Here is a 13607-nt window from a genome sequence, read left to right on the forward strand (position 1 = left end):
TTTCCTTATCGCACAAGAACGTAAAAGGAACAAACTGGATTCGGTCAAGTCCCGACATGGCCGAACACGCCATGCCAGGCGGCGAACGCCGCCGCCAGGATGAACAACACGCCAGCGCCCCGGCCGATCCATTGGGTAACCTGCGGGTTGCCGATCAGCGCGTCGCGCCCCTTGGCCGCGGTCAGCGCCAATCCGCCATAAATGAGCATCTGCATCAGCACCGTCATCACGCCCATCACCAGCGCCTGCCGCCAGAGCGGGCCGAATTGCGGCCGGATGAATTGCGGAAACACCGCCACCACGAACATATAGGCCTTGGGATTGAGCAGGCAGGTGATCAATCCTTGCCGGAACGCCACCCAGCTCGATCGGCTCGGCGCGTTGCCGATATGATCGACCGTGATCGAGCTGCGCACCAGCGTATAGCCGATCCAGGCCATATAGGCTGCGCCGATCAGGATCATTGCCCGGAACACTTCGGCCGGCAACTGCGTCAGCACGCCGACCGCCAACGCGCCAAACAGCGTATGCACCGCGCCGCCCAGCATGATCCCGGCCGTCGCCATGAGGCCCGCCCGCCGGCCGCCGGTCAGCGCATTGGCCAGCACGAAGAACATATCCATGCCGGGCACGATGATGATGCCGAACAGCAGGATAAAGTAGAGCCAGAGCGCCTGGGCGTAATCCAATCATGGTCTCGCGTGGGGTGAGGAAAGTCCGTGCTGGCTTGGCCGAGGCCTGCTGACAAACTGTGTCAGCAGTGGTCTTGACGGCCACGCTGAAATGGAACATATAGAGAACATACATGCAGGGCCCAGATCACTTCTGTTCAAAACGCCAAGTTTGGCGCGCGGCACGGGGCGGGGCGGAGTAAGGTCTGGCGATCACGGGGCTTGTCGCCCCGGCAACGAGATATGTGAGCGTCCTGGCGGCACAGCGGCCCGGGACTGAATTGAAAGGATTTTTGCTATGGCAGGCAGCGTCAACAAGGTGATCCTCGTCGGCAATCTGGGTGCCGATCCCGAAGTGCGCAATCTGCCGAGCGGCGGCAAGGTGGTGAACCTATCCATCGCCACCTCGGAGCGCTGGAAGGATCGCACCAGCGGCGAGCAGCGCGAAAAGACCGAGTGGCACCGCGTGGTGATCTTCTCGGAAGGCCTGACCCGCGTGGCGGAAAGCTATCTGCGCAAGGGCAGCAAGGTCTATATCGAAGGCCAGTTGCAGACCCGCAAATGGCAGGACCAGTCCGGCCAGGACAAGTATTCGACCGAAATCGTGCTGCAGGGCTTCAATTCGAACCTGACCCTGCTCGATGGGCGCGGCGAGGGCGACAATGCCGGCGGCGGTGGTGGCGATGGCGGTTTCCGCAGCGCCGACAATGGCGGCGGCTTCCGTGGTGCCCGTCCTGCGGGTGGCGGCGGCGCCCAGCGCCCGGCTTCCAACGCCCCGGCTTTTGAGCCCGGCGGCATGGATGACGATATCCCGTTCTGAGGAATGGCGGGTTGCATAGGAATTGTGGAGGAGGTCACTGCGGTGGCCTCCTTTTTTTTGCTCGGGCGTGGCCACGTCCACCGGGTTCACCCTCCCCTTGATGGGGAGGGCAGGGAGGGGGGGACGAGAGCCACGATCTCTGGGCTTTATCTTCAGAGGCGCCGAACGACGGTCAGGTCTGGGGATGGCATCTCAGTACCCCCACCTAGCCTCCCCCTGATAGGGGGAGGGATCTCTCCACTCTTAAAGCTCGATCGAGTCCCAATCACAAGGCGGTCCGCCCCCTATCAGGGGGAGGTTAGGGAGGGGGTAATGCGGCCCCCGATGTCGGAAGAAGCTAATTCACCGTATACGGCATGCCGGTATGAAACGTCCGGCTGGTATTCCGTCCGGCGGCCTTGGCGGCATAGAGCGCGGTATCCGCGCGCTTGAACAGGTCGGGGGACGGGGCGCCGTCGGCGCAGGCTATGCCCACCGAGGCACTGAGGGCAATGGATTGGCCCAGCCGCATGAAGGGGCGGCTGATTTCCAGCACGATCTGTTCGGCAACTTCATCGATATGGTTTTTGCCAGCCTGCCCGAGCAGCACCGCGAATTCGTCGCCGCCGATGCGGGCGACGAGTTCGGCGCCGGGGCAGGCGTCGCGCAGGCGCGAGGCAGCTTCCTTAAGGCATTCGTCGCCCAAGGCGTGGCCATAGGTGTCGTTGATCTGCTTGAAATTATCGAGATCGACCAGCAGCAGGGCCCCGATGGGGGCGTGGCCGGAACCGCCATCGAGATCGGCCAGCCGCGCCTGGAACTGGCTGCGATTGGCCAGGCCCGTCATTACGTCGAATTCGGCGAGATAGCGCGTGCGGTCGGCGAGCAGCTTTTCCTCGGTAATGTCCTGCTTCATGCCGAAAATCCGCACTGCCACGCCGTTTTCGGCCTCGACCGTGCCGGTCAACCGCATCCAGCGCCGGCGGCCCAGCACCGTGGTGATTTCCGCGTCGAGCGCAAAATCGCTGCATTCGGCAATGGCCTTGGCACGGGCGCGCTCCATGGCCTCGCGCGAGGCCGGCGAATAGCAGGCGACGGTCTCTTCGCGGCTCACCTTGGCGCCGCGGGGAAATTCGAACAGGTCGTAGACGCCATTGCTCCATTGCAGGCTATTGTCGCTGAGATCGCATTCCCAGATGCCGATCCGGGCGGTCTCAGAGGCGCGGTCCACCAATTGCATCTGGCGCCGTCGCATGGCGAGCAGCTCGGCAACGGTCCGCTCGCGCTCGGCCAATTCGGCCTCGAGCCGGGCAATCGTCGCCTGCGCGCGTTGCAGGGCATCGCCGCCAAACACTTCCTGCGCCAGGGCGGCAAGCTGATCGGCCATGGCCGGGCCGCGCGGGCTGGTGTCGAACAGGCTCAGCAGCAAATGCGGACTATCCTCGCCCAGCGTCAGCGGAATGCCGGCGTAAAACCGCACAAAGCCCGGCGAGCCTTCGGCGGCAATATCGGGAACGATCAGGGGCGTCGTGCGCAGGCCGGCGCGGCGGTGCAGCCCGGCCAGTTCGCCCTCGATTTCGGCGGAGGCGCCCGCATGCCAGAGCACCTGCATGGTCTCGCCGCCGGCCAGGGCCAGCAGGGCGCCGTCGATGCCGAGCAATTGGCGGACCCGTTCAAGCCGTGCCTCTAGCGCCGTGGGGCCGCCATCGCCGGTTGGCGGATTGCCCATAGACGCGGCGGATAATTGCATGGGGCGCACGTGCGCTCGTCCTGGGTGTTCAAGTTCTGTCGAACGCTATCTCACACACGGTTAAGACTTCATGCTTTCAACAGCTTGTGATCGCGGCCGATTACTTGCTGAACGGCACCTCGGCGCGCAGATATTCGCCCGTCGCGATATACATGACCTCGAAATTGACGTCGATGGCGTCGGCATTGAGCGCGATCTGCGCGGTGATGCCGATTTCCTTGCCTTCTTCGTCCTGGTCGCGCTCGCGCAGGTTGAAAATCAGCCCGCCGCCACGCTTGAGGCCAACGGCAATGCCGGAGAACGCGACATTGGAAGTCATGGCCGCTTCATAGCGCTTGCTCGCATCGACATAGGCAATCGTGCCATTCATCGAGAGCTGGCTGCCGGCCACCGTGCAGCGGCCGGTGTAATTGACCTTGTCCTGATTGCCCGGCTTGAGCGAGAGGCGGCAGACCACCGTCTCGGAATTGGCGCCCGTGATCGTGCCGCGGCCGCGCCATTCACCGATATAGGATTTGAGCAAAGCCACATCGGCCGGCGCCGCATAGGCGGGCAGGGCGGGGGCGCCCACAATGAGCAGGCCCAGTGCCAGCGCACGCGACAGAGGTCCAAAAAAGGTCATTGCAGCAGGGCTCCACTCAGAAGGCCGAATCATCGTTTCATTCTTGTAATCGGGCGGCAAATTTGCGCGCAAGACGGGGCACTAAGTCGTGCTTGGATTAGGGCGGATAACTTCGGTGGCCGCGTCTCCGCTCGGATCGTCGGGCGTCGGGTCATGATCGGCCATGCGCACGCGGATGCGGCCCAGCGGCTGGAAGAATTTGCCACCCGCCGCCAGCAGCGCCGGCAGGATGAACAGATCCCCAATCAGCGCAAAGCCCAGCGTCGAGACGAACAGCGTGCCGAACAGCGCCACCTGCGGCAGGTCGGAAAACACCACGATCGTAACGCCGGAGCACAGAATGATGGTGGTGGCGACGATGGCGCCGCCGATCCGCTCCAGCGTGTGCTTGACCGCCTCGATGTGCGAGCGCCCTTCCTCCCGCCGTGCATGCAGATAATGCGAGAGGAAATGCACAGTATCGTCCACCGCAATGCCGAAGGCGATGGTGAGCGCGATCACCGTGGTCAATTGCAGCCCGGCGCCGCTGAAATAGAGCCAGGCTTCGGTGCCCAATACGGGGAACAGGTTGGGAATGGCCGACGCCAGCGCCACCCGGAAGGATTGGAAGGCAAAGCCGATCAGCGCCAGATTGACCAGCACGCTCAGCGTCAGATCAAGCTGCAGGCCCCGCACGATCTGGTCGGTGGCAAAGGTGGTGAGAACACGAAACCCGCCGATTTCGGCATTCTCGACGCCGGCTGCGGCCAGTTCGTTGTCGACATCCTCGACCAATTGCTTGAGCGCGTCGGAATCCACTATTGTCGGCATGAAGCCGGTTATCAGTGCTTGGCTGCCATCATCGGTGACGAAGCGCCGCCGCATGAAGGGGCCGACCGATTCCAGCACGTCCTCGCGACTGAAGCCGGCATCGGTGTAATTGCTGACGCTGGCCGCCGAGATCACCTTGTTCTGCCCCAGATGCCGTTCGAGAATCTGGTGTGCAGCCTTGATGGTCTCGAAATCCTCCGCGCCCACATTGGGATCATGCTGCTTGAGCGGCACGCGGATATAGATCGGGGCTACTCCGCCCACGCCGCTGTCAATCTCCGCCGCCGTCGCCAGGGCGCTTGAATCCCGCGCCACGAAATCCTCGAACGAGAAATGCGGCTGGATCAGCGCATAGGGAATGAACAGCAACAGCGTGACGATAACGGCCGCAATGGCGATCGGCCGGCCGAACCGGCTGGCGAGAAACCAGCTCAGCGGCAGTGGTGCAGTCAGTACCGGGCTGACGCGGCGCGGCCTCTTGAAGCCGATGCGGATCGCGGCCTTCAGCATCAGCGGCATGAAGGTCATGAGGCAGACGAAGAGCAGGAACGAGCCGATGGCCCCGGCAATAGAAAATTCGCGAATACCCTGGCCCGGCGTCAGCGCCAGCGAGGCAAAGCTGACCAGCGTCGTCAGCATGGTCAGCGCCGTCGCTGGCCCGACCAGCTTGACGGTGGCGTCCACGGCCTTGTTGGGCTCCATGCCGTCGCGCCAATAGGCCAGCCAGTTGAAGATGAAGAACATCGATTCCGCGAAGGAAATCACCAGCACCAGGGTCGTGACGATGATGGTGAGGAAGGAGAACGATCCGAAAAACAGGATCACCATCCCCATGGTCCACATCACGGCGAGGAAGGGTGTCGCCGCCACCATCAGCGCCCCGGGCACCGAGCGCAGCGCGAAGAGCGCGATCAACGAGCCCAGCCCGAAGCCCCACAGGGTGAACTTGATCTGGTCTGATACCGCCGCATTGACCATTTCGGTGGTCCAGATCGGCGGCCCGGTCAGTTCCACATTGATATCGCTGCCGGCATAATAGGCGATGGTGTCGCGCACCGAAGCGATCAGTGCCTTGTTGCCATGCTCGCGCACCATGTCCTGATTGGGGAACAGGATGAGCACCACGCCGGTCAGGTCCGGCGTGATCAGATTGCGCATCATCGGATCGTTCTGCTGCAGATCGGTCAGTGCCCGCGCCACCTGGGCAATCTCGGTCATGCCCTCGGGCACGGCGGGCACCGAAGTGCCGGCCCCTTCCGGCTTGCGCAGGGTGAAGGGCGACATGGTGCCCACAGCGAACTCGTTGAGCTCGAGATCGAATGCCAGCTCGCGCACCTGCTCCAGCGTTTCCGGCCGCGTCAGCGTGGGCGAACTGACCAGCACATAAAGGTCGTTCTCGAAGGTGCCGAACGTGTCGGACAGGTGCTCATAGGCATCATAATAATGCCCCGAATGAGCATAGATGCGCAGCAGATCGCCATCGACCCAGGCACGCGGCACCTGGGTGAAGCAAAGGGCTGTGAAGGCCAGCACCGCCAGCGCCACGGCGCGCGGGTAGCGCAGGGTGGTCAGCCCGATATGCTCAAGCCCAAAGCCGATCGAACGGTCGTAAACCAACCGCGCCCAAAGGTGTTTGAACCACGAACCAATCAAAGGACCAGACTCCGCAACGAGCACGCCGTTGCGGCAGTCCTACGGGTTTGGCGCGGGAGCGTCCAGCGGTGGCGGAAGAGGGGCGAGGTTGTCACCAGCATGCTGAGGAAAGTAGCACCCCTCGACGACTCCCGCTCGATGCTGCCAATGTTGCGCGCGGCCCCGACACCTGCGCCCATGCCTCTCAAACAAGCGGTAAGCCATGCTCGACATCTACCTCGTGCCTTCTTCCTGCACAGCCATGCCCGAGGATTCGCAGGGCTTGGTCCATGCGGGCTCTATCGACCTCGACGCGCATCGCGCCTTGGCCAGCGTGTTCGACCAATGCAGGCAAGCGGGGGTAGGGCTCGGCTATTTCGAGGACACGCTGCTGCGCCCCGACCAGGTCGTGACGATGCTGGGTGTGTTCGATGCGCATGCCGGCACGCCTGGCATTGACGACGGGCGGGCGGCTGCGTTCAAGACGATGCGGGGGATTCTTGCCCGCGCCGCAGAGCAAGGCATGGGGCTTGTGGCGTTCTGCGACTGATGCCGGAGAGAAGCACGTTGAAGATCATCCAGTTTTCTCAGACCGATGACGGCTACGCGATGGATAGCGCCGACTACCCGGCCTATGTGGCAGAGGTCCGCCACCGTGTGCCGGCGGACGCCCTCGCGTTCATGAGCGCGCCATGGCATTACGCGCACAGGGACGAGCGATGCCCTCACGATGCGCGCCTGCAAAAGCTGGTGGTGCTGGAGTTCGAAGAGGGTGACGCGCGAGCCAATGGCATCGAGATTCACCTCGCCGGCGCCTATGGCAAAAGGCTGCTGCTGACCTACAGCGACGTGCAGTCATACGCGGTAGAAAAGACCAAGAGTGACTGGCCCGCAGCAGACCGGTCGCATGGCGATTGGCTGATTGACGAGATACTGGTTCTGGAAGACGACTTTCTGAGCCACGAGATCGTCTTTACCCATGCCATCATCCGCATCAAGCACCGTGACATGAAATACGTGGTCATGTCGTGATGCTCGCTTCCATCGGTTCTGGCGGGGAGAGCCGTCGCACGGGGCAGGATGGCAATGTCCACCAAACCCGCCCCATCCACGATGTCACCCCGGCCTGCGCCGGGTGACACCGTGGGTGGGGTAGCGTCAGGTGCAAAATGGGTTGGGCGGCGTCAGGCGTAAAAGCGAATGCCGCCGGCCTTACCCCACCAACGCCCCACGATTGGTCTCAAGAAACGCGCTCAGCGTTTCCGGCTTGCGGCCGCTGAACTGCTCGACCGTGTCGGTTACGACGGCATGGTAGCCTTCGGCGGCGTCCACGTCGAAGGCCACCATGACATCGGCCATGCCTTCGGGCAGGCCGGCGGCGATCAGGCCGCCGCGCAGCTGCTCGCCGGTCAGCCCAACGCGGGCTACGGGCTTGCCGCTTGCCTTGGCGAATTCGGCTGCCAGCTCTGCCTGGGTCACGGCAGCCGGGCCGGTCACGTCGAAAATGGCCTGGCCTTCGGCCGTCAGCAGCGCACCAGCCGCGGTGCGGGCGGCGTCGGCCCGCGTCACATAGGAGCGACCGCCGCCATTGGTGGCGTCATAAAGCTGGCCCGAACCGATGGCGGGAGCAGCGCCGAGCAGGCTGATTTCGGCATAGATGTGATTGCGCAGAAAGGTGAAATCGAGCCCGGCAGCGGCAATGGCCACCTCGGTCCAGTAGTGCTCGGGCGAAACCCCGGTGCCTGGATTGGGGCGCGGATTGGGTGCGGAAGTATAGACCACGTGCTTGACGCCGGCGGCCTTGGCCGCTTCCACCGCATTCTTGTGCTGCGCCACGCGGTTGCCCACCGCATCGGTGCTGATCAGCAGCACGCGATCGACCCCGGCAAAGCCGGCGGCAAGGCTGGCCTTGTCGTCGAAATCGAGCTGGCGCACTTCAACGCCGCGGGCGGCCAGATCTGCCAGCTTGGCCGGATCACGCGTGCCGGCGATGAGCTTGGTGGCGCCGCGCGCCAGCAATTCTTCTACCGCGAGGCGCCCGAATTGCCCCGAGGCGCCGGTTACCAATAGCGTGCTGTTCTTGAAGTCTGCCATGTCTCTCTCCTTGGTCAAAACACCGCTCCCTTGCAGCACAGGCGCTGAGAGAGTAAGTATCGAATGGAGAGTGCTATCTAATGTGCCTGCACACGGCGCGAAAGGAGGCACTTTGCCGGGACAACGTCACCTCAAGGTAACCACCATGCGCGCCGCACTCGAAGAAGCCACGGTCTTTGTTGAAAAATGGAGCGCCAATGTGGGCCAGCCGGTCGGCAATTGCCCGGTGCGCGGTGTGCTCGACAAGATTTCCGACAAGTGGAGCATGCTGCTGGTGATGACGCTGGCCAGCGGCCCCAAGCGCTTCAATCAGCTGCGCCGTGAAATCCCCGATATTTCCCAGAAAATGCTGACCCAGACGCTGCGCGACCTGCAACGCGACGGCATGGTTTCCCGCCAGGTCTTCGACACCAAGCCGCCATCGGTGGAGTATCGGCTGACCGCTTTGGGCGAATCCGTCATTGTTCCCTTCGGTCATTTGATCCGCTGGGCGGACGAGAATTTTGCCGATATCGATCGCTCCCGCACCGAGTTTGACCAGGCCGCGTGATCGCTCGCGCTTTTTTTCACGAATAATAGTCGAAGCTATAGGCGCCCACGCGTCGAGGCGGTGAACCGGCCATTTGCCGGCCAGCCAAATCGGAAGGGAATTCCCCATGCGCCTGAATGCAATCGAAGTCGTCACCCTGTTTGTCGAAGATATCGCCGCCGCCAAGGCCTTCTATCAAAAGGTCTTCGCCGCCGAAATTATCGGTGAAGACCCTGTCTCGGCGCTGCTCAAATTCTCCGGGGCCATGCTTAATCTGCTCGCAGCCAGTCAGGCCCCCGAGCTGGTCACTCCTTCGCCGGTCGGCGCTGCGACGTCGGGCGCCCGCATGCTGCTCACCGTTCGGGTCGATGACGTCAACGCCACTTACGCCGACCTGCAAAGCCGCGGCGTGACCTTCCTCAATGGCCCGATGGATCGGCACTGGGGCCGCCGCACGGCCGCCTTTGCAGATCCCTCCGGCCATGTCTGGGAAATTGCGCAGGAGATTTAGCGCAGGCCTAAAGCGCCACCCGCGGCGGCCGGACGCGTAACGAAACCGTTGCCGATCTGCGCCGCCGTTCCTCTGCCTTGCAATTGCGGATGATGCTGCGAACCCGCCGGATGACGCCGACGCCGAGCCCCGGCAGCTTCAGCAGCTCGGGGCCTTCCATTTCGTCGATTTCACCCAGCGTCTTGAGGCCCGCCGATTGCAGCATCTTGCCGACGCCATCCAGCGATCGCAGATCGATCACCGCAATGTTCTGCCACTTTTCCGCCCCGCGAAGCCACGCCCGATAAGTATCTGCCATGGCCCTGCATAGTGTAGTGGTTGTGTAATGACCAGTCTGGGCTACACCACGCCGGCCTCCAGAATGCTCATTCGCCCGGTGCCGCAGTCGATCCGCGCCAGCACGCCATAGGGCAGGGTGAGCATGGGCTGGGTATGGCCGAAATCGAGGCCCGACAGCACGGGGAGATCGGCCAGCCCGGCCTCGGCCAGCGCCGCGATGAGTGCCGCCTCCAGCTTCTCTCGGTAGCGCTCATCGCCCTTGGGGTCTGGCCGCGCCAGCACGATGCCGTTCAGCACGCCCAGAATGCCCTGCGCCGCATAATTGCGCAGCCAATAGCGGAGGAACTCGGGCGGAGGGGCCTCCTCGGAGGTCTCAATGAAGAGGATCGCGCCGCGCCACGCATCCAGCGAGGGCCACCACGCCGTGCCCTTGATCATTTCCAGCACCTCGGCGCATCCGCCCAGCAGCTGCCCCTGCGCGATGCCATTGCCCTGCAAGACCCGTACCGGATCGGCCGGCTGCAGCACACGCCGTTGGCCGTGTAGCGCTGGATTGCCCCAGTCCAAACGCTCGGCTGTCCAGCCCTCACTATTCACCGGCACGAGGCCGGGTGGCTCAGTGCTGAACAGCGCCTGCCGCACCCCATCCGCCGTATAGTCATGCATGCCGCCATTTTCGGCAAAGCCGGCCATGATGCTGGGGCCATAAAACGAGGTCAGCCCCGCGGCAAAGCAGGCCAGGTGCAGGCTGGTCGTGTCTGAAAAGCCCAGAAACACCTTGGGATTGTCACGGATCACCGCCAGATCGAGATAGGGGAGCAGGCGGATGGAATCGTCCCCGCCAATGGTGCAGAAAATGCCCGCAATGGACGGATCGGCAAAGGCCGCCATCAGGTCATCGGCCCGGGCGCGCGGATTGGCCGAAATCCAATCGGCATCCGCCAATGTATGCGCCATCTCGACAACGCTCACGCCGAACGCGGCCTCAAGCTGCCGCTTGCCGGCTTCGTAGCGCTGCGGAAACGTGCCTGGCCCACCCCATGAGGGCGACACCGTCGCAATCCGGTCTCCGGCCGCAAGGGCCTGCGGCTTTCGCAATGCGTTTGGCATCGTGCTGATATCCCCCATAGTGCCGATACTATAGCGTTCGATTTTGCCAAGGCGCTACCTGCGGGTGCATCCGCAAACAAATCTTTGCAAAGATTTGTTTGCAATGTAATGTGCGGCCTCGAAACGAGGTTCGCCATGCCTGAACGTCAGGTTAGCCAGGTCAGTCCCGATCCCACCGCGCTCAAGGCGCTGGCGCATCCTGTGCGGTTGCGCATGTTGGGATTGCTGCGCGTCGATGGGCCGGCGACGGCGTCGGGCCTGGCGGCGCGGCTGGGGCTGAATTCGGGCGCGACGAGTTACCATCTGCGGCAGCTGGCGCTGCACGGTTTCATCGAGGAAGCCGTAGGGCAGGGCAATCGACGCGACCGCTGGTGGCGCGCCCGGCACGAGGTGACGTCCTTTCTGGGCGAGCATGTCGAGGGCGAAGCGCTTGATGCCGGCTTGGCCTTCCAGCAGGCCGCGTTGCATTGGCAAATGACCCAGATGCAGGCGGCACACGATGGCTATGCCAATCTACCGACGGCTTGGCGCAAGGCATCGAGCGTCAGTGACTATACTATCGCCATGACACCCGAGGCGGCGGCCGCGCTGATCGGGCAAATCCAGGCGCTGATGGCCCAAGCCTTGGCGTCGGCGCCGCCGCTGGGAACGCCTTTGCCGCCAGACTGCCGGCCGTTTTCGATTATTCTCAATGCCGCCCCGCTGGCGACAGAGCAAACGGAGCCAGATCAGCCGTGACCATGCCTCGCTCCTTTGTGGCGCTGTCCGTCGCCACCGTGCTGTCCACCTCCGGTACCCGCCTGTCCGCCATCGCCATTCCATGGCTGGTGCTGACCACCACCGGCAGCCCGGTGCTGACCGGGCTGGTCGGCTTTGCCGAAATGCTGCCCTACGTGCTGGCCAAGGCGCTGGGCGGCCCGCTGATCGACAGACTTGGCGCGCGGCGGGTAGCGGTGTGGTGCGATTGCCTGTCGATGTTCGCCGTCTCGCTGGTGCCGCTCTTTTATTGGGCCGGGCTACTGTCGATCTGGGTGCTGTTGCCGCTGGTGGCGCTGATCGGGGTGCTGCGGGCGCCATCGGATGCGTCCAAGATGGCACTGGTGCCCGCCGTAGCAGCCATGGGGCAATTGCCGCTGGAGCGGGTCACCGGGGTGGTGGGGGCAAGCGATCGGCTGGCCGGCACTTTGGGCGCCGCCGCCGCGGGCGTGCTGATCGGTCTATTGGGGTCAGGGCCTGCGCTGCTGGTCAATGCACTGGCTTTCCTGCTTTCGGCGCTGGTGCTGGCAGCGGGGCTGCCGGCCCGCATTGCGGCAGCCGAGCCCAAACCAGTCATTGCCACCAGTTACGGCGCCGAACTGGCTGGTGGCTGGCATGTGCTGCGGCGGGACCCGGTGCTGCTCGGGCTGACGATCATGATCGCCTTCACCAACCTGTTCGACCAGGCCTATTCCATAGTGCTCCTGCCGGTCTGGGTGCGCACGGCGGGGTTGGATGTGGCCTGGGTGGGCATTCTGCTCGCGACTTTTTCGGGCTCTGCCATTGTCGGCGCGGCCCTGGCGGCAATCTACGGCCCGCGTCTGCCACGCCTGCTGCTCTACACATTGGGCTTCTTCTGCGCGGGTCCCTTGGCCATGGGCATCTATGCGGTCAACTTGCCGCTGCCGGCCATCGTGGCGGTCTTGCTGCTGGGGGGATTGGCCGCCGGCTTCATCAACCCGATCATTTCAGCCATCCTGTTCGAGCGCACACCGCCCGCCATGGTGGGGCGCGTGGTGGCGCTGGCGGGAGCCTTGAGCTGGGCGCTGATCCCGTTTGGCGGGCTCTATGCGGGCGTGCTGGTCGACAATTGGGGCATCGCCACCGCGCTGGGCGTTACCGCTTTGCTCTATCTGGTGGCCACATCGGCGCCCCTGGCCGTGCCCAGCTTTCGCCAGATGGGGCGCCGACCGGTCGCTGTCGCCGATCTCACGCAACCGGGCTGAAAACCAGGCGATCCACGGTCTGCGTCCAGCCCGCTTCGATGCCGAGTGCAAACCATTCGTGGGCCTTGTCGTCGCTGACATGGGCGGGCACCTCCAGGCGGCACACCATTTCCGTGCCGCCCGGCACCGGGTTGAACAGCAAGGTCACGAGGAGCGCATCATCCAGACCATGGGACAGGTCCGGCCAGCCGCCAATCGCGCCGAAATTGAACACCAGCTTTCGCGGCGGATCGATCTCGCGGTAAATCCCGCCGGTCACATAGGACTTGCCGGGTTGCTCCACCATAAGCTGCCGCCAGGCGCCGCCAATGCGCAGATCGACCTCGGGCGCCTGTTCGACCGGCATGCCGGGATTGAAGAACCATGCGAGCTGATCGGGCTCGGTCCATGCCGCAAAGACGTCCTGTGGCGGCACGGGATAGGTCCGGGTCAGGGTGAAGCCGCGTTTCTGCGCTGTCATGGCTGTTCTCCTTTGGCTTTGACCATCGCATCGAGTTGGGCGCCCAGCCGATCGAACCGTTCGCCGAAAAAGGCGCGGTATCGCTCTATCCACTGATCGGCTGCTTCCAGCGGCGCGGTGTCGAGCCGGCAGGGGCGGTATTGCGCCGAGCGCTCCTTGACCACGAGCCCGGCTTCCTCAAGCACCTTAAGATGCCGCGAGACGGTGGGCAGGGTGGTGGCGAAGGGCTCGGCCAGTTCGTTGACCGTGGCCGGCCCCTCGGTCAGCCGGGCCAGAATGGCCCGCCGCGTCGGGTCGGCCAGGGCCGCAAAGGTGATGCTGAGGTGATCTTGCATATTTGCTCAATCCTGTAATTACG

At 63.7% G+C, this 13607-nt stretch carries 16 protein-coding genes; 7 read left to right on the forward strand and 9 right to left on the reverse strand.

Annotated elements, in window-relative coordinates; all coding sequences use genetic code 11:
- Positions 1 to 44: 44 nt before the first annotated feature.
- Positions 45 to 689 carry a LysE family translocator gene (locus ACI3KW_RS13085; RefSeq protein WP_404848434.1) on the reverse strand — a complete coding sequence of 215 codons (645 nt, stop codon included), beginning with the start codon at positions 687 to 689 and terminating at the stop codon, positions 45 to 47.
- A gap of 280 nt (positions 690 to 969) precedes the next feature.
- Here ACI3KW_RS13085 and ssb point away from each other — a divergent pair, with 280 nt between their 5' ends.
- Positions 970 to 1491 (forward strand): single-stranded DNA-binding protein, encoded by a 522-nt coding sequence (gene ssb / locus ACI3KW_RS13090; RefSeq protein ID WP_404848435.1) that lies wholly within the window; start codon positions 970 to 972, stop codon positions 1489 to 1491.
- 337 nt (positions 1492 to 1828) lie between these two features.
- Here ssb and ACI3KW_RS13095 read toward each other — a convergent pair whose 3' ends face one another.
- From ACI3KW_RS13095 to ACI3KW_RS13105, 3 genes are all read right to left on the reverse strand, one after another.
- The gene (locus tag ACI3KW_RS13095; RefSeq protein ID WP_404848436.1) at positions 1829 to 3220 is read right to left on the reverse strand and encodes a diguanylate cyclase domain-containing protein; all 1392 of its coding nucleotides are present in this window, start codon (positions 3218 to 3220) and stop codon (positions 1829 to 1831) included.
- A gap of 100 nt (positions 3221 to 3320) precedes the next feature.
- Positions 3321 to 3842: a hypothetical protein gene (locus tag ACI3KW_RS13100; RefSeq protein ID WP_404848437.1), complete on the reverse strand. Its 522-nt coding sequence runs from the start codon at positions 3840 to 3842 to the stop codon at positions 3321 to 3323.
- Positions 3843 to 3923: 81 nt separating this feature from the next.
- Entirely contained in the window at positions 3924 to 6269 is a 2346-nt protein-coding gene (locus ACI3KW_RS13105) for an RND family transporter (protein WP_404848438.1), read from the reverse strand.
- Positions 6270 to 6507: 238 nt separating this feature from the next.
- Between ACI3KW_RS13105 and ACI3KW_RS13110 the strand changes: the two genes are divergently transcribed.
- On the forward strand, positions 6508 to 6834 hold the full coding sequence (locus ACI3KW_RS13110; RefSeq protein ID WP_404848439.1) for a hypothetical protein: 327 nt from the start codon (positions 6508 to 6510) through the stop codon (positions 6832 to 6834).
- Between the two features lie 17 nt (positions 6835 to 6851).
- Positions 6852 to 7316, forward strand: a complete 465-nt coding sequence (locus ACI3KW_RS13115; RefSeq protein ID WP_113120630.1) for a hypothetical protein — start codon at positions 6852 to 6854, stop codon at positions 7314 to 7316.
- A 180-nt stretch (positions 7317 to 7496) separates the two neighbouring features.
- Here ACI3KW_RS13115 and ACI3KW_RS13120 read toward each other — a convergent pair whose 3' ends face one another.
- Entirely contained in the window at positions 7497 to 8378 is an 882-nt protein-coding gene (locus tag ACI3KW_RS13120) for an SDR family oxidoreductase (protein ID WP_404848440.1), read from the reverse strand.
- A 112-nt stretch (positions 8379 to 8490) separates the two neighbouring features.
- On the opposite strand from ACI3KW_RS13120, the gene ACI3KW_RS13125 reads away from it, so the two are divergent.
- Positions 8491 to 8928: a helix-turn-helix domain-containing protein gene (locus tag ACI3KW_RS13125; protein WP_262168196.1), complete on the forward strand. Its 438-nt coding sequence runs from the start codon at positions 8491 to 8493 to the stop codon at positions 8926 to 8928.
- A 106-nt stretch (positions 8929 to 9034) separates the two neighbouring features.
- A complete protein-coding gene (locus tag ACI3KW_RS13130) occupies positions 9035 to 9418 on the forward strand; it encodes a VOC family protein (RefSeq protein WP_404848441.1) in 384 nt (127 codons plus the stop codon).
- 7 nt (positions 9419 to 9425) lie between these two features.
- Here the strand turns inward: ACI3KW_RS13130 and ACI3KW_RS13135 are convergent, their stop codons facing one another.
- Positions 9426 to 9716, reverse strand: a complete 291-nt coding sequence (locus ACI3KW_RS13135; protein ID WP_404848442.1) for a hypothetical protein — start codon at positions 9714 to 9716, stop codon at positions 9426 to 9428.
- A 41-nt stretch (positions 9717 to 9757) separates the two neighbouring features.
- Entirely contained in the window at positions 9758 to 10750 is a 993-nt protein-coding gene (locus ACI3KW_RS13140; RefSeq protein ID WP_404848443.1) for a S66 peptidase family protein, read from the reverse strand.
- Positions 10751 to 10942: 192 nt separating this feature from the next.
- Here ACI3KW_RS13140 and ACI3KW_RS13145 point away from each other — a divergent pair, with 192 nt between their 5' ends.
- Together ACI3KW_RS13145 and ACI3KW_RS13150 are read left to right on the forward strand one after the other, a co-directional pair.
- Positions 10943 to 11545, forward strand: coding sequence for a winged helix-turn-helix domain-containing protein (locus tag ACI3KW_RS13145; RefSeq protein WP_404848444.1), 603 nt, complete (start codon positions 10943 to 10945; stop codon positions 11543 to 11545).
- A gap of 2 nt (positions 11546 to 11547) precedes the next feature.
- Positions 11548 to 12789, forward strand: coding sequence for an MFS transporter (locus tag ACI3KW_RS13150; RefSeq protein WP_404848483.1), 1242 nt, complete (start codon positions 11548 to 11550; stop codon positions 12787 to 12789).
- Here ACI3KW_RS13150 and ACI3KW_RS13155 read toward each other — a convergent pair.
- Together ACI3KW_RS13155 and ACI3KW_RS13160 are read right to left on the reverse strand one after the other, a co-directional pair.
- On the reverse strand, positions 12773 to 13249 hold the full coding sequence (locus ACI3KW_RS13155) for an SRPBCC domain-containing protein (protein WP_404848445.1): 477 nt from the start codon (positions 13247 to 13249) through the stop codon (positions 12773 to 12775). The genes ACI3KW_RS13150 and ACI3KW_RS13155 overlap by 17 nt on opposite strands.
- Positions 13246 to 13584 carry a helix-turn-helix transcriptional regulator gene (locus tag ACI3KW_RS13160; RefSeq protein WP_262168185.1) on the reverse strand — a complete coding sequence of 113 codons (339 nt, stop codon included), beginning with the start codon at positions 13582 to 13584 and terminating at the stop codon, positions 13246 to 13248. The genes ACI3KW_RS13155 and ACI3KW_RS13160 overlap by 4 nt, the downstream gene beginning before the upstream one ends.
- Positions 13585 to 13607: the final 23 nt, after the last annotated feature.

The organism is Devosia sp. ZW T5_3 (genome assembly GCF_044987315.1).
Classification (GTDB): domain Bacteria; phylum Pseudomonadota; class Alphaproteobacteria; order Rhizobiales; family Devosiaceae; genus Devosia.

Excerpts from the sequence above, each read along its gene's own strand:
- ACI3KW_RS13135 (WP_404848442.1), bottom strand. The coding sequence starts at position 9,716 with ATGGCAGATACTTATCGGGCGTGGCTTCGCGGGGCGGAAAAGTGGCAG.
- ACI3KW_RS13155 (WP_404848445.1), bottom strand. The coding sequence starts at position 13,249 with ATGACAGCGCAGAAACGCGGCTTCACCCTGACCCGGACCTATCCCGTG.
- ACI3KW_RS13160 (WP_262168185.1), bottom strand. The coding sequence starts at position 13,584 with ATGCAAGATCACCTCAGCATCACCTTTGCGGCCCTGGCCGACCCGACG.
- ACI3KW_RS13130 (WP_404848441.1), top strand. The coding sequence starts at position 9,035 with ATGCGCCTGAATGCAATCGAAGTCGTCACCCTGTTTGTCGAAGATATC.
- ACI3KW_RS13095 (WP_404848436.1), bottom strand. The coding sequence starts at position 3,220 with ATGCAATTATCCGCCGCGTCTATGGGCAATCCGCCAACCGGCGATGGC.
- ACI3KW_RS13120 (WP_404848440.1), bottom strand. The coding sequence starts at position 8,378 with ATGGCAGACTTCAAGAACAGCACGCTATTGGTAACCGGCGCCTCGGGG.
- ACI3KW_RS13150 (WP_404848483.1), top strand. The coding sequence starts at position 11,548 with ATGCCTCGCTCCTTTGTGGCGCTGTCCGTCGCCACCGTGCTGTCCACC.
- ACI3KW_RS13145 (WP_404848444.1), top strand. The coding sequence starts at position 10,943 with ATGCCTGAACGTCAGGTTAGCCAGGTCAGTCCCGATCCCACCGCGCTC.
- ssb (WP_404848435.1), top strand. The coding sequence starts at position 970 with ATGGCAGGCAGCGTCAACAAGGTGATCCTCGTCGGCAATCTGGGTGCC.
- ACI3KW_RS13110 (WP_404848439.1), top strand. The coding sequence starts at position 6,508 with ATGCTCGACATCTACCTCGTGCCTTCTTCCTGCACAGCCATGCCCGAG.
- ACI3KW_RS13100 (WP_404848437.1), bottom strand. The coding sequence starts at position 3,842 with ATGACCTTTTTTGGACCTCTGTCGCGTGCGCTGGCACTGGGCCTGCTC.